The organism is Janibacter terrae NBRC 107853, assembly GCF_001591405.1.
GTDB classification, from domain to species: Bacteria; Actinomycetota; Actinomycetes; order Actinomycetales; family Dermatophilaceae; genus Janibacter; species Janibacter terrae.
The window spans coordinates 321,818-340,156 of the sequence record NZ_BCUV01000007.1; the positions used below are offsets into that span (position 1 = coordinate 321,818).

The window sequence follows — 18,339 nt, forward strand, 5'->3', positions numbered from 1 at the left end:
CATGACAAGGTGAACCACATGACCCTCCCGCGCCGCCCGGGGCGCAGCGCGGCAGCCGCCGCCCTCACGCTCGCGCTCGCCGCCTGCGGCGGCGCCGGTGAGGGCACGGCGAGGCCCGGGACCTCCCCTTCGTCCGGGGGCAGCTCGTCCGCGACCGTCGCGCCCGACCCGAGCGTGCGGGTGACGCAGGGCGAGGACGCCCCGCAGTCGGCCGCCGAGGCACGTGCGGGTACCCGGGCCGCGGACGCCGAGACCGCCGCGACCTCCCTGAGCATCCCCGCGGTCGGCCTCTCCACGCGGATCGAGCCCCAGGGCCTGCGCGGCGGCAAGGTCAACCCCTCCCCCGGCGAGGTCATCTGGTTCACCGGGTACGACCGCGTGCAGCCCGGCGCGAAGGGCACGACGGTCATCGCCGGCCACGTGATCTCCTCGGGCCGGCCCGACGCCTTCGCCGCCCTCGAGCAGCTGGCGAAGGGCGACGGCGTCGTCCTGGGCTACCCCGGCGGCGCGCGGCTGCGCTTCGAGGTCACGTCCACGAGGATCGTCGACAAGGAGGCGCTGACGACGAGCGAGGACGTGTGGGGCACGAACCCCGACACCCGGCGCATCGTCCTGATCACCTGCGACGACCAGCTGGGCTTCCGCGAGGACGGGCACCGCAGGGCCAACTTCGTCGCGGTCGCCGAGATCCCCGCCTGACCGCACGCCGGGCCGGGGGTAGCCTCGCCGGGTGACCCCTCAACGCGACGCCCGCGGCGTCCTCGCGGCGTGGCTCGCCTATGGCATCTGGGGCGCCTTCCCGCTGTACTTCCACGCCCTGCTGCCCGCCGGTGCCAGCGAGATCCTCGCCCACCGGATCCTGTGGACCTTCGTGTTGTGCCTCGTCGTCCTGGTGCTGCGGCACGAGCTCGTCGCGCTCGCGCGGCAGCTGCGGGGACGCCTCGCCCTGGGCGTCGGGATCGCCGCCTACCTCATCGGCATCAACTGGTTCGTCTACGTCTACGCGGTCGGCATCGGCCGCACCAACGAGGCGGCGCTCGGCTACTTCCTCAACCCGATCGTCACCGTCGGTCTCGGCGTGCTCGTGCTGCGCGAGCACCTGCGCCCGCTCCAGTGGGTCGCGGTCGGCATCGGCGCGGTGGCCGCGCTCTACCTCACCCTCGCCGGTGGTGGCCTGCCGTGGATCTCGCTCGCGCTGGCGCTCTCCTTCGGCGGCTACGGCCTGACCAAGAAGCGCCTGGGCGCCACCCTGCCGGCGCTGCACTCGCTCTCCGCCGAGACGATCTTCCTGCTGCCTCCGGCCGTCGGGCTCGTGTGGTGGTTGACGGCGACCGGCGAGGGGACCTTCACCGTCGACGCGCCCTGGCACCCGCTGCTGCTCGTCTCGGCCGGGATCGTGACGGCGGTCCCGCTCCTGCTCTTCGCCGAGGCCGCCCGGCGCATCCCGCTCGTGACGATCGGCCTGATCCAGTTCATCACCCCGGTGCTGCAGCTCATCACGAGCGTCACCGTGCTCGACGAGCACCTCGCCCCGGAGCGTTGGGTCGGCTTCGCGATCGTCTGGGTCGCGCTCGCCTGCCTGACGGTCGACTCGCTGCGCACCGCGCACCGACGGCGTCGCCCGGCGCCGGACGAGTGCGAGTCCCTGGAGCCCGTCGAGCCGCTCTGACCCCGCATTCCCCTAGGGCAATGCACGGCCAGGTGCGCATTCCCCTAGGGCAATGCAGGGTCGGGCGAGGGCGAAGGGGGTGGACCGCGCCTAACCGACGCGGTGGACGACGCCCTCCATGAGCGCGATGAGCGCAGCCTTGGCATCGGAGTCGGGTAGCGGGGCGAGGGACTCGACGGCCTGCCGGCCGACGGCGAGGGTCTCCTCGCGGGCGTCGGCCATCGCCCGGTGCGGCCGCAGGAGCTCCAGGGCGCGCTCGAGCCGCTCGGGCTCGCGCAGGTCGGAGGTCAGCAGCTCGCGCAGCTCGGCGTCGGCCGGGTCCTCGGAGGCGAGGGCGTTGAGGACCGGCAGGGTCCGCTTGCCCTCGCGCAGGTCCGTCCCGGGCGTCTTGCCGGTCTCCCCCGACTCGCTCGAGATGTCGATGAGGTCGTCGGCGAGCTGGAAGGCCATGCCGAGCCGCTCCCCGTACTCGGTGACCAGCTCGACGACCTCGGGCGTGCAGCCGCTGTACATCGCGCCGTAGCGCGCGGCGGTGGCCACGAGGACGCCGGTCTTGTCCGCCAGGACTCCCCGGTAGTACTCCCGGGCGTCCTGCCCCGGCGGGCAGGGACGGTCGTCGCGGATCTGCCCGGAGCACAGCCGGATGAAGGTCCGCGCCTGGATCCTCACTGCGTCGGCGCCCAGGTCGGCGATGATGTCCGAGGCGGTGCCGAAGAGCAGGTCGCCGACGAGGATCGCGGTCGAGTTGTCGTACAGCGCGTTGGCGCTCGGCGCCCCGCGTCGCAGGTCCGCCTCGTCCATGACGTCGTCGTGGTACAGGCTCGCGAGGTGGGTCAGCTCCACCCCCGCCGCGGCGGCGACGACCCGGTCGTTGATGCCCTCGCCGAGCTCCGCGACGAGCATCGTGAGCATCGGCCGGAAGCGCTTGCCGCCCGCCCGCGCCAGGTGGAGGTTGGCCTCGGTGATGAAGTCGTCCTCGTTGCGGGTGCGCTCGACGATCAGGGCCTCCACCTGCTCCAGCCCAACACCCAGACGTGCGGTCAGGTCGTCACTGGCCCCGGGCAGGGCGAGGACAGGCGGGGTCGGGCTGCTCACGGAGGTCACCTCGGGATGAAGACGCTGGACTGCTCGGCCAGCTCGAGGAGCGGCCCGGGGAAGATCCCGAGCACGATCGTAACGACCACCCCGACGCCGATGACCACGAGGGACAACGTGGCGGGGGCGGCGGCGGTCACGTCACCGCTCGGCTCCGTGAAGAACATCAGGACGATGAGCCGGATGTAGACGAAGGCAGTGATCGCCGACATGAGCACCGCGATCACCACGAGCACGACCCCGGCCAGGCCACCGTGCTCGATCGCCGGGAGGAAGGCCGCGACCTTGGCGGTGAAGCCGGAGGTCAGCGGGATCCCGGCGAAGGCGAGCATGAAGAGGGCGAAGGCCCCGGCGAGGTAGGGGTGGTTGCGGCCCAGCCCGGCCCACTGCGACAGGTGCGTGGCCTCGGCCTCGCGCTCCCGGACGAGGTTGACGACGGCGAAGGCCGCGATCGTCGTGATGCCGTAGGTGACGACGTAGAAGAGCACACCCTCGACGGCCGAGCGGTCGAAGCTGATCAGCGCGACGATGATGAACCCCGCGTGCGCGATCGAGCTGTAGGCCAGCAGCCGCTTGATGTCGGTCTGGGTCACCGACAGCACCGAGCCGACGACCATGGTCAGGGCGGCGATGACGATGACGCCCGTGCGCCACTCCCAGCGGGTGGTCTCCAGGGCGACGTACACCAGGCGGAGCAGCGCGCCGAAGGCAGCCGCCTTGGTGCACGCGGCCATGAAGCCCGTGACCGGGGTCGGAGCCCCCTGGTAGACGTCCGGGGTCCACGAGTGGAAGGGCACGGCGCCGACCTTGAAGAGCAGCCCGACGAGCACCATGACGACACCCGGGAGCAGCAGCCCCTCGAACTCGCCGGTCGAGGTGGTCGCGGCCTGCGCGATCGCCGCGAGGTCGATCGAGCCCGCGTAGCCGTAGAGGAGGGCCGCGCCGAAGAGGAAGAAGCCCGAGGAGAAGGCTCCGAGCAGGAAGTACTTGAGCGCCGCCTCCTGGGAGAGCAGCCGACGGCGACGGGCCAGGCCCGACATGAGGTACAGGGGAAGGGAGAGCAGCTCCAGGGCGACGAACATCGTCAGCAGGTCGTTGGACGCCGGGAAGAGGAGCATGCCGGCCAGCGCGAACAGCGCGAGCGGGAAGACCTCGGTCGTCGACCACCCCTTGCGGGCGGCCTGCGCCTCGAGGCTCGACCCCGGGCTGGCCGCACCCATGGGCGTGAAGGCATCGGCGGTGTCGCCGCCGAGCCGGTCGGCCATGACGAGCAGGCCCAGCAGGCCGAGGACGAGCAGGGTGCCCTGCATGAAGCGGGTCGGCCCGTCGACGGCGACGGTCCCGCCGACGGTGACGCCCATCTCGTCACCGGTCATGAGGAGCAGCGCCGCGAACGACAGCAGGATCGTCAGCACCGCCACCCCGACCTGCGTCAGGTGCCGCACGGACCGCGGCGCGAAGGCCTCGACGAGCACCCCGACGAAACCCCCGACGAGGAGGATGATCATCGGCGAGAGGGCCCAGTAGCTGATCTCGACGGCCTCGAAGGCCGTGGGGACGGGCAGGGTCATCAGTGGTCACTCCCGGAGGTCGAGCCGTCGGTGGGGCCGGCCGGAACGGACGGGACCGTGTCGGTGATGCCGACGATCTGGAGGGTCCGCTCGACCGCCGGGTCGAGGGTGTCCAGGACGGGCTTGGGGAAGAACCCGAGCACGACGAGGGCCACGACGAGCGGGGCGACGACGGCCTTCTCCCGCCAGTCGAGGTCGCGCACGGCGACGGCGAGCCGACCCGGGGGCCGGCCCTCGTCGAGGTCGGCCCGGACGTACGGCAGGTCGGCGGCCGGGGACCCGACGGTCGTGGACCCGGTGGTCCGCTGCGCCACGGCCCCGACGGGCTCCGGCTGGAGCTCGGGCTCGCCCACGACGGGAGGTGGGCCGGTGAAGATCCGCTTGTACATGAGCAGGATGTAGAGGGCTGCGAGCACCACGCCCCAGACGGCGAAGGCGGTGGCGACCGGGTAGCGCGGCCACGACCCGGCGATGACGAGGAACTCCGAGACGAAGGTCGACAGGCCGGGCAGCGACAGCGTCGCGAGCCCCGCGACGAGGAAGGAACCGGCGAGCACCGGGGTGACCCGCTGCCAGCCGCCGTAGTCCTCGATGCGCTGGCTGCCGCGCCGGGCGATCAGCATGCCGGCGAGGAGGAAGAGGCCAGCCGTCGCGAAGCCGTGGTTGACCATGTAGAAGTTGGCCCCGACCTGGGAGACGGACGTGAAGGCGAAGATGCCCAGGACGATGAAGCCGAAGTGGCTGACCGACGTGAAGGCGATGAGGCGCATCATGTCCGCCTGGCCGATGGCCAGGATCGCGCCGTAGAGGATCGAGAAGACGGCGAGCGTCACCACGACCGGGGTCGCCCACTGGCTGGCCTCCGGGAAGAGCTGGAGGCAGAAGCGGATCATCCCGTAGGTGCCGACCTTGTCGAGCACGCCGACGAGCAGCGTCGCGACGGCGGGCTTCGAGGCGGCCGCGGCGTCCGGCAGCCAGGTGTGGACCGGCCACATCGGGGCCTTGACCGCGAAGGCGATGAAGAAGGCGACGAAGAGCCAGCGCTCGGTGGCGCCGCCGATGCCCAGGCCGGTGAGGCTCTCGACCAGGAAGCCGTCGGGACCCCCGGGCCCCTGGATGTAGAGCGCGATGACACCGACGAGCATGATCAGCCCGCCCGCGAGGGAGAAGAGGAGGAACTTCATCGCGGCGGCCTGGCGGTGCGCGCCCCCGTACATCCCGATGAGGAAGTACACCGGGACGAGCATGGCCTCGAAGAAGACGTAGAAGAGGAAGACGTCGGTCGCCGAGAAGACGCCGATCATGAAGGGCAGCAGCGACAGCAGCAGCGCGAAGTACCCCTTGTGCCGGGCGCCTCCCTCGGGCACGTCGTCCCACGCGGCCAGGATGCACACGGGCACGAGCACGAGCGCCATGAGGATGAGCGCGAGCGAGATGCCGTCGACGCCCAGCGCGTAGCTGACGCCGAACTGCGGGATCCACTCGTGCTGCTCGACCATCTGGAACTGCGCGGTGCTCCCGCGCGTGAAGCTCGTCGCGGCAGCGACGATGCCCAGCAGGAGGGTGAGCAGCGATGTCCCGAGGGCGATCGGGCGAGCCAGCGCCGCGCTGCTCGCAGGGAGCACGGCCACGACAGCGGCGCCGGTGAGCGGCACCACCATGAGCAGGCTGAGCCAGGGCAGGTCGTTCATCAGTTCATCACCCACATGGCAGCGAGGAAGACGACGACGCCGGAGAGCATCGTCAGGGCGTAGGAGCGGGCATAGCCGTTCTGCGAGCGGCGCAACCACGCGGAGCTGCGCTGGACCGACCGGGAGAGCCCGCCGACACCGGCCCCGTCGACGCCGTCGGCGTCCACGGAGACCAGGCCGCGGGTCAGGCCGATGCCGGGCCACTGCAGGAGCACCTCGTTCGCCTCGTCCTGGTAGAGGTCACGACGGGCTGCGCGCGTGAGGGCGCTGCCCTCGGGAGCGACCTGCGGGACCTCACCTCGGCCGTAGACCAGCCAGGCCCACACGGCGCCGACGGCGACGACGAGCAGCGTGCCCGCCATGATGACCGGGACCGGCAGGACGGGCTCGTGGTGCTCCACGTGGCCGAGGACCGGCTCGAGCCAGGTCGAGATCGGGGCGACGGTCGCGAGGACCAGACCGAGGAAGGCCGAGCCGACGGCGAGGACCATCATCGGGATGGTCATCGTCAGCGGCGACTCGTGCGGGTGCACGTCATCGGTCCAGCGGCGCTTGCCGTGGAAGGTCATGAAGAACAGCCGCGACATGTAGAAGGCGGTGATGCCGGCGCCGATGAGGGCGGTGAGACCGAAGACCCACGGGCGCCAGCCCTCGCCGACGAAGGCGGCCTCGATGATCTTGTCCTTGCTCCAGAAGCCGGCGAAGGGGGGCACCCCGAGGATCGCGAGCCAGCCCAGGCCGAAGGTCACCCAGGTGATCTTCATCAGCCTCGAGAGGCCACCGAAGCGACGCATGTCGACCTGGTCGTCCATCCCGTGCATGACCGAGCCGGCACCGAGGAACATCCCGGCCTTGAAGAAGCCGTGGGTCACGAGGTGGAAGATCGCGAAGGCGTAGCCGACCGGGCCGAGCCCGGCCGCGAGCATCATGTAGCCGATCTGGCTCATCGTCGAGGCGGCCAGCGCCTTCTTCATGTCGTCCTTGGCGCAACCGACGATCGCCCCGTAGACGAGGGTGATCGCGCCGACGACGACGACCGCGAGCTGCGCGTTCGGGGCCGCGTCGAAGATGTGGTGGCTGCGCACGACGAGGTAGACGCCGGCGGTGACCATCGTCGCGGCGTGGATGAGCGCCGAGACCGGGGTCGGTCCGGCCATGGCGTCCCCGAGCCAGGACTGCAGGGGGAACTGCGCGGACTTGCCGCAGGCGCCGAGCAGGAGCAGCAGGCCGATCGCCGTGAGCGTGCCCTCGCCCGCGGCGCCGACGGCGCCGTCGACGGCCGCGTAGTCCACGGTGCCGAAGGTCGCGAACATGATCGACATCGCGAGGATCAGCCCGACGTCACCGATGCGGTTGGCGACGAAGGCCTTGTTGGCGGCGGTCGCATAGGCCGGGTTGTGGTTCCAGAACCCGATGAGCAGCCACGAGGCCAGGCCGACGCCCTCCCAGCCGACGAAGAGCAGCAGGTAGGAGTCGGCGAGGACGAGCAGGAGCATCGACGCCACGAAGAGGTTCAGGTAGGCGAAGAAGCGCCGCTTGTCCGGGTCGTGCTCCATGTACCCGAGCGAGTACACGTGGATGAGCGAGCCGACGAAGGTGACGAGCAGGACGAAGGCCATCGACAGCGGGTCGACGAGCAGCCCGGCCGTGACGTCGATCGAGCCGGCGGGCACCCAGTCGTACAGCTCGACCCTGGAGGCCCGCTCCCCCGCGTCCGAGGCGAGCATCGACACGAAGATCGCGGCACCGACGAGGAAGGAGCCCCACGACAGGGCAGTCGCGAGCAGGGGGCCGAAGGAGTCGGTGAGCCGGCCGCCGACGAGCAGCAGCACGGCGCCGAGCAGCGGCAGGGCGACGAGGAGCCAGGCGAGTTCGGTGATCAAGATGACCCCTTAGAGCTTCAGCAGGTTGGCGTCGTCGACGGAGGCCGACCGGCGGGCACGGAAGACGGCCATGATGATGGCCAGCCCGACGACGACCTCGGCGGCGGCGACGACCATGACGAACATGGCGATCACCTGGCCCTCGAGCGACCCGTGCATCCGGGCGAAGGTCACGAAGGCGAGCGAGGCGGCGTTGAGCATGAGCTCCACCCCCATGAAGACGACGATCGCGTTGCGGCGCAGGAGCACGGTCGACCCACCGATCGCGAAGAGGATCGTCGCGAGGTAGATGTAGTTCATCGGGCTCACCGGCGCTCACCCCCTTCGGTCGTGGAGTCGGTGTCCTCGAGCTCGCGGTACCGGGTCGGCGTGGTGACCTGGTCCCGGGCGACGAGCACGCGGTTGAGCGAGAGGTCGGAGGTGCTGCCGTCGGGCAGCAGGGCCGGGGTGTCGACCGCGTTGTGGCGCGCGTAGACACCGGGCACGGGGAGGCCGGCGAGGTGGCGTCCCTCGCGGAAGCGGCGCTCCATCCACTCCTTCTGCGTCGGCTTGGCGATGATCCGCTCGCGGTGGGCGAAGACCATGGCGCCGAGCGCGGCGACCGTCAGCAGACCGGCGGTGACTTCGAAGAGCCAGACGTACCTGCCGAAGACGAGGTAGGCGATGCCCTCGACGTTGCCCGGGTCGGTGTTGACCTCAGCCAGGCTCGGGTCCCCGTCCCAGGCGACCCGGCCGATGGCGGCGAAGAGCACGAGCAGCGCGACGACGGAGACGAGGGCGGTCAGCAGGCGCTGGCCCTTGAGCGTCTCGACGAGCGAGTCGGCGGCGTCGACGCCGACGAGCATGACGACGAAGAGGAAGAGCATCATCACGGCGCCCGTGTACACGAAGATGTGCACGACACCGAGGAAGGGCGCCTCCTGCAGGAGGTAGAAGACGCCGAGGACGATCATCGTCGTCACCATGCCGATGGCCGCGTGCACCGCCTTGCGGGCGAAGAGCAGCGCGAGCGCCCCGGGGACGGCGATGCAGCTGAGGATCCAGAAGACGACTGCCTCACCGGTGCCGGTCATCGGGCCTCCCCCGTCTCGTCGGTGCCCACGGACGCGGCGGCGTCCTGCTCGGCACGGGCGGCAGCGTGCTGCTCGACCCAGGTGCGCTGCTCGGGCGTGGCGGTGGCGACCTTGCCCTGGTAGTAGTCGCGCTCCTCCATGCCCTCGACCATCGGGTGCGGCGCGGGGAGCATGCCCTCCTGCAGCGGGGCGAGCAGCTGCTCCTTGGTGAAGATCAGGTCGGCGCGGTTGTTGTCGGCGAGCTCGTACTCGTTGGTCATCGTGAGCGCCCGGGTCGGGCAGGCCTCGATGCAGAGCCCGCAGAAGATGCAGCGCAGGTAGTTGATCTGGTAGATGTGCCCGTACCGCTCGCCGGGGCTGAAGCGCAGCCCCCGCTCGTCGTCGTTGTCGCCGCCCTGGACGAGGATCGCGTCCGCGGGGCAGGCCCAGGCGCACAGCTCGCAACCGACGCACTTCTCCAGCCCGTCCGGGTGACGGTTGAGCTGGTGGCGCCCGTGGAACCGCGGCTGGGTGGGCCACTTGACCTCGGGGTACTCCTGGGTGGCGACCTTGCGGAACATCGTCGCGAAGGTCACCCCGAATCCGGCGACAGGGGCGAAGAGGTCCGAGAAGAACCCTCCCTGGGACTCGTCAGCCACGGTGCTCCTCCTGGGGGCTGGACGGGGCGGTGGGCGCGGGCGCGTCGGCGATCGCCGTGCCGCCACGGGACGGCTCGACGAGGCGCTGACCGGGCATCGGTGGCACGGGGTAGCCCTCGGCCCACGGGTCGATCTCCTCGGGCACGACGGCCGCCTCCTCCTGGGCGCGGGTGCGGGCCTCGACCTTGGTCTCCCAGATCCACGTCGAGCCGAGGACGAGGACCGCGAGGACGGCGACGATGATCAGCGAGGAGATCGGGAACTCACGTCCGAGCAGGCCGACCGTGCCGTCCCCGAAGAAGCCGGCGTCGGCGCCGCGGATGAAGGCCACCGCGATGACCCAGGCGACGGTCACCGGGATGAGGAACTTCCAGCCGAAGCGCATGAACTGGTCGTAGCGCGTGCGCGGGAGCGTGCCGCGCAGCCAGACGAAGAAGAACATGAAGAGCCAGAGCTTGACGGTGAACCACAGCAGACCCCACCAGCCGGTGTTGAGCATGCCGTCGCCGATGGCGGCGATGCCGGGAGGCGCCTGCCAGCCGCCGAGGAAGAGCGTCGTGGCCAGGGCCGAGACGGTGAACATGTTGATGTACTCGCCGAGGAAGAACATCGCGAAGCGCATGCCCGAGTACTCGGTGAAGTAGCCACCGACGATCTCGCCCTCGCCCTCGGCGAGGTCGAAGGGCAGCCGGTTGGTCTCGCCGACCATGGTGATCACGTAGATCACGAAGGAGACGCAGGCCGGGACGATGTACCAGAGGTCGCTCTGGGCGGCGACGATCTCGCTCGTGCTCATCGAGCCCGAGTACATGAAGACCGCGACGAGCGCCAGGCCCATGGCGATCTCGTAGGAGATCAGCTGGGCCGTGGCGCGCAGGCCGCCGAGGAGCGGGTAGGTCGAGCCGGCCGACCAGCCGCCGAGCACGATGCCGTAGGCCGCGACACCCGCGACCGCGAGGACGAGCAGCGCGGCGACCGGCAGGTCGGTCAGCTGCAGGGGCGTGTGGTGGCCGAACATCCAGACCATGCCGCCGAGCGGCATGATCGAGAAGGCGACGAAGGCCATCGACGCGAAGATCACCGGCGCGATGGTGAAGATGAACGCGTCGGCGGCCTTGGGCCGCACGTCCTCCTTGAGCATCGACTTCATGCCGTCGGCGAGCGTCTGCAGCAGGCCGAAGGGGCCGTTGCGGTTGGGGCCGGGACGCTGCTGCATCCGACCGATGATGCGGCGCTCGAACCAGATGACGAGCAGCACCGAGACGAGCAGGTAGACGAAGAGCAGGAGCGCCTTGACCACCGACAGCCACAGCGGGGTGTCGCTGAAGTCCGCCGCCACCGGCTTGTCCGCCGCGGCGGACAGCGCGCCCAGCCCGGCGAGCGTGGAGAACCCGGTCATGCCGCACCACCCTTGGTCACGGAGACGATCGCTCCGGCTCGGCCGGAGAGGCTGCGCAGGTCACAGCTCTCCGAGTTGGTCGGCAGCCACACGACGTGGTCGACCATGTCGTGGACGAGCACCGGCACGGTGACCCGCACGTCGTCGGCGCTCACGGTGACGAGGTCGCCCTCGGCGACCCCGAGGCCCTGCGCGGTGACCGGCGAGACGAGGGCCCGCGGCGCCCGGGCGGTCCCGGCCAGGAAGGGCTCGCCGTCCTGCAGGGTGCCCTTGTCGAGCATGAGCCGCCAGGTGGCGAGCACGAGCTCGCCGGTCCCCGGCTGCGGCACCGGCGCACGGCGCACCCGCGGCGGGTAGCCCTGGGCGCGGGGTGCACTCGTGGACTCCAGGGAGCGGCGGGCCTCGGCGACGGTGCGGGTGCCGAGGAACTCGCCCATCTCGTCGGCCAGCATGTGCAGCACCCGGTGGTCGGGCAGCGCGGTCGTGTCGAGCGAGGCCTCGAAGGGACGCACGCGCCCCTCCCAGTTGACGAAGGCACCCGCGCGCTCCGCGTGCGGGGCGACCGGCAGCACGACGTCGGCGTGCTCGGTGACGCTGCTCGGCCGGATCTCGAGGGAGACGACGAAGGCGCGCTCGAAGGCCTGGGCGGCCAGCGGCTCGGCGAGGTCGTGGGCGTCGACGCCGCCGACGACGAGTCCGCCGAGCGTGCCGTCGGCCGCGGCCCGGACGATGCCAGCCGTGTCGAGGCCCTGCTCGCCGGGGAGGCAGCCGGCCTCGATGGCTCCGCGCTCGCCCGCGCGGCGCGGGACCCAGGCGATCTCGGCGCCGGTGGCGTCGGCCAGCTCGGCGACCGCGGCCAGGGCGCCGGGGACGGTCGCCATGCGCTCGCCGACGAGGATGAAGGCACCCTCGCCGCGCAGCGCGGCGTGGGCCGTGGCGATCGGGTCGCCCTCGGCGCCGGGGGCGCTCGCGCCGGCCAGCGCGGTGAGGACCTCGGTCTCGGTCCCCGGGGCGGAGGGGATGAGCGTGCCGCCCAGCTTGTCGAGACCGCGGGTGGCCAGGGGCGCGATCGCGTGGATCGAGGTCTTGGCCTTGCGGTAGGCCTTGCGCAGCCGCAGGAAGAGGATCGGGCTCTCCTCCTCCGGCTCGAGGCCGACGAGGAGCACGGACCCGGCCCGGCCGAGCCGCTCGTAGGTGACGCCGCCACTGGTGGGCGTCGTCCCCGCGACGTGTCGCAGGAGGAAGTCGCGCTCCTCCGCGGAGTGCGGGCGGGCGCGGTGGTCGATGTTGTCGGTCGCCAGGACCGAGCGGGCGAAGGTCGCGTAGGCGTGGGCGTCCTCGACGCTCACGCGGCCACCCACGAGGACGCCGTGGCCCTGCGCGGCGCGCAGGCCGGCCGCGGCGGTGGCGAGGGCCTCCTGCCACGAGACGACGCGCAGCACGCCCCCTTCGTCGCGGACCATCGGCAGCTCGAAGCGGTCACCCAGGTTGGCGTAGGCGAAGGCCCAGCGCCCCTTGTCGCAGTTCCACTCCTCGTTGACCTGCGGGTCGTTGCCGGCCATGCGCCGCAGGACCGTGCCCCGGCGGTGGTCGGTGCGAAGGGAGCAGCCGTCGGCGCAGTGCTCGCAGACGTCGGGGGTGGAGACGAGGTCGAAGGGACGCGACCGGAAGCGGTAGGCCGCCCCGGTGAGCGCCCCGACCGGGCAGATCTGGACGGTGTTGCCCGAGAAGTAGGACTCGAAGGGCTGCTCCTCGTAGATCCCGACCTGCTGCAGCGCCCCGCGCTCGACGAGCGCGATGAACGGGTCGCCGGCGACCTGGTCGGAGAAGCGGGTGCAGCGGGCGCACAGGACGCAGCGCTCGCGGTCGAGGAGGACCTGCGAGGAGATGTTGATCGGCTTGGGGTAGGTGCGCTTGACGTCCTCGAAGCGCGAGGTGGCCCGGCCGTTGCTCATCGACTGGTTCTGCAGGGGGCACTCGCCACCCTTGTCGCAGACGGGGCAGTCGAGCGGGTGGTTGATCAGGAGCATCTCCATCACGCCCTGCTGCGCCTTGTCGGCCACGGGCGAGGTGTGCTGGGTGCGCACCTGCATGCCCTCGCTCACCGTCATGGTGCAGCTCGCCTGGGGCTTGGGCATCGGCTTGACATTGCCCTCGCGGTCCGGCGTCGCGACCTCGACGAGGCACTGCCGGCAGGCGCCGACCGGCTCGAGGAGCGGGTGGTCGCAGAAGCGCGGGATCTCGATCCCGGCCTCCTCCGCGGCGCGGATGACGAGGGTGTCCTTGGGCACCGAGACGGCGATGCCGTCGATGCTGAGGTTGACCAGCTCGGGCCGGGCCTCGGCCACGGTCTGGTCCTTGTCGCTCGTGGCGGTCATGCGGATACCTGCTCCTTGGCGAAGAGCGTCGAGGCGGCGGGCGGGAAGAGCTCCGCGGCCGGCGTGTGGCAGCCCGCCTCGAACTCCTCACGGAAGTACTTGACGGCGGAGGTGATCGGGCTCGTGGCGCCGTCACCGAGAGCGCAGAAGGAACGACCGAGGATGTTGTCGCAGATGTCGACGAGCTTGTCGATGTCCTCGGGGGTGCCCTTGCCGTGCTCGATGCGCTCGAGGATCTGGGCCAGCCACCACGTGCCCTCGCGGCACGGGGTGCACTTGCCGCAGGACTCGTGCTTGTAGAAGTCGGTCCAGCGGCTCACGGCGCGCACGACCGAGACGGTGTCGTCGAAGATCTGCAGCGCGCGCGTGCCGAGCATCGAGCCGTGGGCGGCGACGGACTCGAAGTCCAGCGGGACGTCGAGGTGCTGGTCGGTGAAGATCGGCGTCGACGAGCCACCGGGCGTCCAGAACTTCAGCGGGTGGCCCGGGTCGCGCATGCCGCCGGCCATGTCGATGAGCTCGCGCAGCGTGATGCCGAGCGGCGCCTCGTACTGGCCGGGGTGCTTCACGTGCCCGGACAGGGAGAAGATGCCGAAGCCCTGGGACTTCTCGGTCCCCATGTCGGAGAACCACTCTGCGCCCTTGCGCACGATGAGCGGCACGGAGGCGATCGACTCGACGTTGTTGACGACCGTGGGGCGGGCGTACAGGCCGGCGACGGCGGGGAAGGGGGGCTTGAGCCGCGGCTGGCCCCGTCGCCCCTCGAGGGAGTCCAGGAGGGCGGTCTCCTCGCCGCAGATGTAGGCGCCGGCACCCGCGTGCACGGTGACGTCGAGGTCGAAGCCGGTGCCCAGGACGTCCTTGCCGAGGTAGCCCGCCGCGTAGGCCTCCTCGACCGCGCGCATGAGGCGGCGGTAGACGTGCACGACCTCGCCGCGCAGGTAGATGAAGGCGTGGTTGCAGCCGATGGCGAAGGAGGTGATCGCGACGCCCTCGACGAGGAAGTGCGGGGCCGCCATGAGCAGTGGGATGTCCTTGCAGGTACCCGGCTCGGACTCGTCGGCGTTGACGACGAGGTAGCGGGGGCCGCCGTCCGGCGGGGGCAGGAAGCCCCACTTCATGCCGGTCGGGAAGCCGGCGCCGCCGCGGCCGCGCAGGCCGGAGTCCTTCATCGACTGGACGAGGTCCGACGGGTCCGTCTGCAGCGCCTGCCGGAGGGCGGCGTACCCGTCGTTGTCCTCGTAGGTCCCGAGGGTCCAGGACTGCGGGTGGTCCCAGAACTTCGTGAGGATCGGCGTCAGCGTCGTCACTTGTCGTCCTCCTTGGCCTGCTCCTGCGCGTCCTGGCCACCGGGACGCTCGTCGGGCTCGTTGACCGGGGTGTCGACGGAGCCCTGCTCGCCGACGGCGATGCCGTCGAGGGAGGCGCCGGCGGCGTCCGGGCTCGTGGCGACGGCGTCGTCACCGGGGGCGGTCCACCCTTCGCGCCTGGCCAGCTCCACCCCGCGCAGGGACGCGGGCCCGGCGCCGACGCCCTCGTCGGCCAGGCCGTCGGGGAAGCCGGCGAGGACGCGGGAGACCTGGGTGAAGGTGCACACCCGGCTCGGTCCGCGGGTCGGCGCCACCGGGACGCCGGAGCGCAGGTCGTCGACGAGCCGCACGGTCGACTCGGGCGTCTGGTTGTCGAAGAACTCCCAGTTGGTCATGACGACCGGGGCGTAGTCGCACGCGGCATTGCACTCGATGCGCTCGAGGGTGATCTTGCCGTCCTCGGTCGTCTCGTCGTGGCCGATGCCGAGGTGCTCGCTCACCGTGTCCCAGATCTGATCGCCGCCCATGACGGCGCACAGCGTGTTGGTGCAGACACCGACGGTGTAGTCGCCGTTGGGGTGGCGCTTGTACTGGGTGTAGAAGGTCGCGACCCCCGAGACCTCGGCCGTCGTCAGGCCGAGGGTGGTCGCGCAGAAGTCGATGCCACGACCCGTGACGTACCCGTCCTCGCTCTGCACGAGGTGCAGCAGCGGCAGCAGCGCCGAGCGCGGCTGCGGGTAGCGGGCGATGACCTGCTCGGCCTCGACGGAGAGCCGCTCGAGCACGTCGGCGGGGTACGGCTCCTTGCTCTCCGAGGGCACGTGCAGGTGCCCCGAGGCGGTCTGCTCACCGAATCCTGAGCTCATCGGTCGACTCCTCCCATCACCGGGTCGATGGAGGCGACGGCGACGATGACGTCGGCGAGGTTGCCCCCTTCGCACATGGCCGCGACGGCCTGCAGGTTGTTGAAGCTCGGGTCCCGGAAGTGGGCCCGGTAGGGGCGGGTGCCGCCGTCGGCGACGACGTGGCAGCCGAGCTCCCCCTTCGGCGACTCGACCGCGACGTAGGCCTGGCCCGGCGGGACGCGGAAGCCCTCCGTCACCAGCTTGAAGTGGTGGATCAGCGACTCCATCGAGGTGCCCATGATCTCGCGGATGTGGTCGAGGCTGTTGCCCATGCCGTCGCCGCCCACGGCCAGCTGCGCCGGCCACGCGATCCGCTTGTCGGCGACCATGACGGGGCCGGGGTTGCGCTGCAGCTCGTCGGTCACCTGCTCGACGATCCGCAGGCTCTCGCGCATCTCGTCCAGGCGGATGCAGAGGCGGTCGTACGCGTCGGCGCCGGTGCGGGTGACGACGTCGAAGTCGTACTTCTCGTAGCCGCAGTACGGGCTGAGCTTGCGCAGGTCGTGCGGGAGCCCTGTGGAGCGTAGGACGGGGCCGGTGATGCCCAGGGCGGTGCAGCCCGTGAGCGAGAGGACACCGACGTCCTTGGTGCGACCCTTGAGGATCGGGTTCTCGAGGAGCAGTCTTTCCAGCTCGCCGATGCCCCGGCGCACCTGCGGGACGGTCTCGCGGATCTTGTCGATCGCGCCGTGCGGCAGGTCGGAGGCCACGCCGCCGGGGCGGACGTAGGCGTTGTTCATCCGCAGGCCGGTGATGTTCTCGATGACCGAGAGGATCCGCTCCCGCTCGCGGAAGCCGATCGTCATGATCGTCGTCGCGCCCATCTCCATGCCGCCGGTGCCCAGGCAGATGAGGTGGCTCGAGATGCGGGTGAGCTCCATCATCAGCACGCGGATCGCGCTGGCCCGCTCGGGGATGTCGGCTGTGATGCCCAGGACCTTCTCGATCGCCAGGCAGTACGCGGTCTCCTGGAACATCGGGGTCAGGTAGTCCATCCGGGTGCAGAAGGTGACCCCCTGCGTCCAGGTGCGGAACTCCATGTTCTTCTCGATGCCGGTGTGCAGGTAGCCGATGCCCGCGCGGGCCTCGGTGACCGTCTCGCCGTCGAGCTCGAGGATCAGGCGGAGCACGCCGTGGGTCGAGGGGTGCTGCGGACCCATGTTGAGGACGATGCGCTCCTCGGGGTTCATCCCGAGCTCGCCCATCTCCTGGTCCCAGTCACCCCCCTGGACGTTGACGACGTGGCCCTCGGCGAGGTCGTCGGCACCCGGGGTCGAGTGCACCCCCGCACTGTGCGTGTACGTGGCCATCAGCTGTACGACCTCCGCTCGTCGGGCGGCGGGACGGTGCCGCCCTTGTACTCCACCGGGATGCCACCCAGCGGGTAGTCCTTGCGCTGCGGGTGCCCGGCCCAGTCGTCGGGCATGAGGATGCGGGTGAGCGCGGGGTGCCCGTCGAAGACGACGCCGAACATGTCCCACGTCTCCCGCTCGTGCCAGTCGGCCGCCGGGTAGGTGGCGACGACGCTCGGGACGTGCGGGTCGGCGTCGGGTGCGGTGACCTCGACGCGCAGCCGGCGGCCGCCGTGCGTGATCGACAGCAGGTGGTAGGCGACGTGCAGCTCGGCGCCCTCGTCGTGAGGGAAGTGCACGCCGGAGACCGACATGCACATCTCGAAGCGCAGGTCGGGCCGGTCACGCAGCGCGCGCATGACGACCGGCAGGTCGTCGCGGTGCACGTGCAGGGTCAGCTCGTCGGCGTGGACGACGACCCGCTCGAGCAGGTCACCACCCGTCGCGTCGGCGAGACGGTCGACGACCTCGTCGTACCAGCCGCCGTAGGGGCGCTGGGCGGCGCCGGGGAAGGCGATCGTGCGCTTCAGGCCGCCGTAGCCAGAGGTGTCCTGGCCCTCGCGGGCGCCGAACATGCCCCGGCGCTCGTCCCGGACGACGGGTGCGCGCTCGGGCGGGACCTCCCCTTCGCCCTCGGGCCGGACGTTGGTGTACTCGACCGGACGGTTGCCGCCGACGAGACCCGAGGTGTCGGGGAAGCCCTTGTTGGCCGTGCCGCCGAGGCCCGGACCCGTGGGGTGGACGCCGTCGGGCGCCGGCGTGCCGACGTCCTTCTTCTCGTCGCTCATGCCAGGAGGTTCCTTCCGAGCAGGCCCTCGTGGTCGTGCGTCGGGGGCTGCAGCTCCGTCGGGGTGGCGCCGAGCGCCGCCTGCTCCGCGGCACGGGCCGCGGCGACCCGGTTGACGCCCAGCGGCGTGCTCTGGATCTGCTCGTGGAGGGTGATGATCGCGTTGAGCAGCATCTCCGGTCGCGGCGGGCAGCCGGGCAGGTAGATGTCGACCGGGATGATGTGGTCGACGCCCTGGACGATCGCGTAGTTGTTGAACATGCCGCCGGAGCTGGCGCACACGCCCATCGAGATGACCCACTTGGGGTTGGCCATCTGGTCGTAGACCTGGCGCACGACCGGGGCCATCTTGTTGCTCACCCGGCCGGCGACGATCATCAGGTCGGCCTGGCGCGGCGTCGCCGCGAAGCGCTCCATGCCGAAGCGCGCCAGGTCGTAGTGCGGCGTGCCGACGGCCATCATCTCGATGGCGCAGCAGGCCAGGCCGAAGGTGGCCGGCCAGATCGAGGCCTTGCGCATGTAGCCGGCAAGGTGCTCGACCGTCGTGAGGGCGATGCCCGCGGGCAGCTTCTCCTCGAGTCCCATGTC

Annotated in this window: 16 protein-coding genes; 2 read left to right on the forward strand and 14 right to left on the reverse strand. The window is 71.0% G+C overall.

The genetic code is table 11. The features are described 5' to 3' along the window. The first annotated feature begins 18 nt into the window (after positions 1–18). Positions 19–699, forward strand: a complete 681-nt coding sequence (locus JT1_RS11115; protein ID WP_068326272.1) for a class F sortase — start codon at positions 19–21, stop codon at positions 697–699. A gap of 31 nt (positions 700–730) precedes the next feature. Continuing rightward, entirely contained in the window at positions 731–1,669 is a 939-nt protein-coding gene (rarD, locus tag JT1_RS11120; RefSeq protein WP_068326275.1) for an EamA family transporter RarD, read from the forward strand. Between the two features lie 90 nt (positions 1,670–1,759). Here the strand turns inward: rarD and JT1_RS11125 are convergent, their stop codons facing one another. The 14 genes from JT1_RS11125 to JT1_RS11190 are packed head-to-tail and all read right to left on the reverse strand — an operon-like array spanning position 1,760 to position 18,336. Then, a complete protein-coding gene (locus tag JT1_RS11125) occupies positions 1,760–2,764 on the reverse strand; it encodes a polyprenyl synthetase family protein (protein WP_068329087.1) in 1,005 nt (334 codons plus the stop codon). A 5-nt stretch (positions 2,765–2,769) separates the two neighbouring features. Further along, positions 2,770–4,335, reverse strand: a complete 1,566-nt coding sequence (gene nuoN / locus JT1_RS11130; RefSeq protein ID WP_068326278.1) for an NADH-quinone oxidoreductase subunit NuoN — start codon at positions 4,333–4,335, stop codon at positions 2,770–2,772. Further along, entirely contained in the window at positions 4,335–6,026 is a 1,692-nt protein-coding gene (locus JT1_RS11135) for an NADH-quinone oxidoreductase subunit M (RefSeq protein WP_068326280.1), read from the reverse strand. The genes nuoN and JT1_RS11135 overlap by 1 nt, the downstream gene beginning before the upstream one ends. Continuing rightward, positions 6,026–7,909 carry an NADH-quinone oxidoreductase subunit L gene (nuoL, locus tag JT1_RS11140; protein WP_068326283.1) on the reverse strand — a complete coding sequence of 628 codons (1,884 nt, stop codon included), beginning with the start codon at positions 7,907–7,909 and terminating at the stop codon, positions 6,026–6,028. The genes JT1_RS11135 and nuoL overlap by 1 nt, the downstream gene beginning before the upstream one ends. A gap of 9 nt (positions 7,910–7,918) precedes the next feature. Beyond that, complete coding sequence (gene nuoK / locus JT1_RS11145; RefSeq protein WP_068326286.1) at positions 7,919–8,218, reverse strand: NADH-quinone oxidoreductase subunit NuoK; 300 nt, start codon at positions 8,216–8,218, stop codon at positions 7,919–7,921. Further along, positions 8,215–8,982, reverse strand: a complete 768-nt coding sequence (locus tag JT1_RS11150; RefSeq protein WP_068326289.1) for an NADH-quinone oxidoreductase subunit J — start codon at positions 8,980–8,982, stop codon at positions 8,215–8,217. Before JT1_RS11150 ends, nuoK begins: the two co-directional genes overlap by 4 nt. Further along, positions 8,979–9,620 (reverse strand): NADH-quinone oxidoreductase subunit NuoI, encoded by a 642-nt coding sequence (gene nuoI, locus JT1_RS11155; RefSeq protein WP_068326293.1) that lies wholly within the window; start codon positions 9,618–9,620, stop codon positions 8,979–8,981. Before nuoI ends, JT1_RS11150 begins: the two co-directional genes overlap by 4 nt. Beyond that, the gene (gene nuoH / locus JT1_RS11160; RefSeq protein ID WP_068326297.1) at positions 9,613–11,019 is read right to left on the reverse strand and encodes an NADH-quinone oxidoreductase subunit NuoH; all 1,407 of its coding nucleotides are present in this window, start codon (positions 11,017–11,019) and stop codon (positions 9,613–9,615) included. The genes nuoI and nuoH overlap by 8 nt, the downstream gene beginning before the upstream one ends. Continuing rightward, positions 11,016–13,397, reverse strand: a complete 2,382-nt coding sequence (locus tag JT1_RS11165) for an NADH-quinone oxidoreductase subunit G (protein WP_068326300.1) — start codon at positions 13,395–13,397, stop codon at positions 11,016–11,018. Before JT1_RS11165 ends, nuoH begins: the two co-directional genes overlap by 4 nt. After that, positions 13,394–14,707: an NADH-quinone oxidoreductase subunit NuoF gene (gene nuoF, locus JT1_RS11170; RefSeq protein ID WP_068326302.1), complete on the reverse strand. Its 1,314-nt coding sequence runs from the start codon at positions 14,705–14,707 to the stop codon at positions 13,394–13,396. The genes JT1_RS11165 and nuoF overlap by 4 nt, the downstream gene beginning before the upstream one ends. Continuing rightward, positions 14,704–15,573, reverse strand: a complete 870-nt coding sequence (gene nuoE / locus JT1_RS11175) for an NADH-quinone oxidoreductase subunit NuoE (RefSeq protein WP_068326305.1) — start codon at positions 15,571–15,573, stop codon at positions 14,704–14,706. The genes nuoF and nuoE overlap by 4 nt, the downstream gene beginning before the upstream one ends. Beyond that, positions 15,570–16,922: an NADH-quinone oxidoreductase subunit D gene (locus tag JT1_RS11180; protein WP_068326308.1), complete on the reverse strand. Its 1,353-nt coding sequence runs from the start codon at positions 16,920–16,922 to the stop codon at positions 15,570–15,572. Before JT1_RS11180 ends, nuoE begins: the two co-directional genes overlap by 4 nt. After that, the gene (locus JT1_RS11185; RefSeq protein WP_082807624.1) at positions 16,922–17,752 is read right to left on the reverse strand and encodes an NADH-quinone oxidoreductase subunit C; all 831 of its coding nucleotides are present in this window, start codon (positions 17,750–17,752) and stop codon (positions 16,922–16,924) included. The genes JT1_RS11180 and JT1_RS11185 overlap by 1 nt, the downstream gene beginning before the upstream one ends. Beyond that, positions 17,749–18,336, reverse strand: a complete 588-nt coding sequence (locus JT1_RS11190) for a NuoB/complex I 20 kDa subunit family protein (protein ID WP_068326311.1) — start codon at positions 18,334–18,336, stop codon at positions 17,749–17,751. The genes JT1_RS11185 and JT1_RS11190 overlap by 4 nt, the downstream gene beginning before the upstream one ends. Positions 18,337–18,339: the final 3 nt, after the last annotated feature.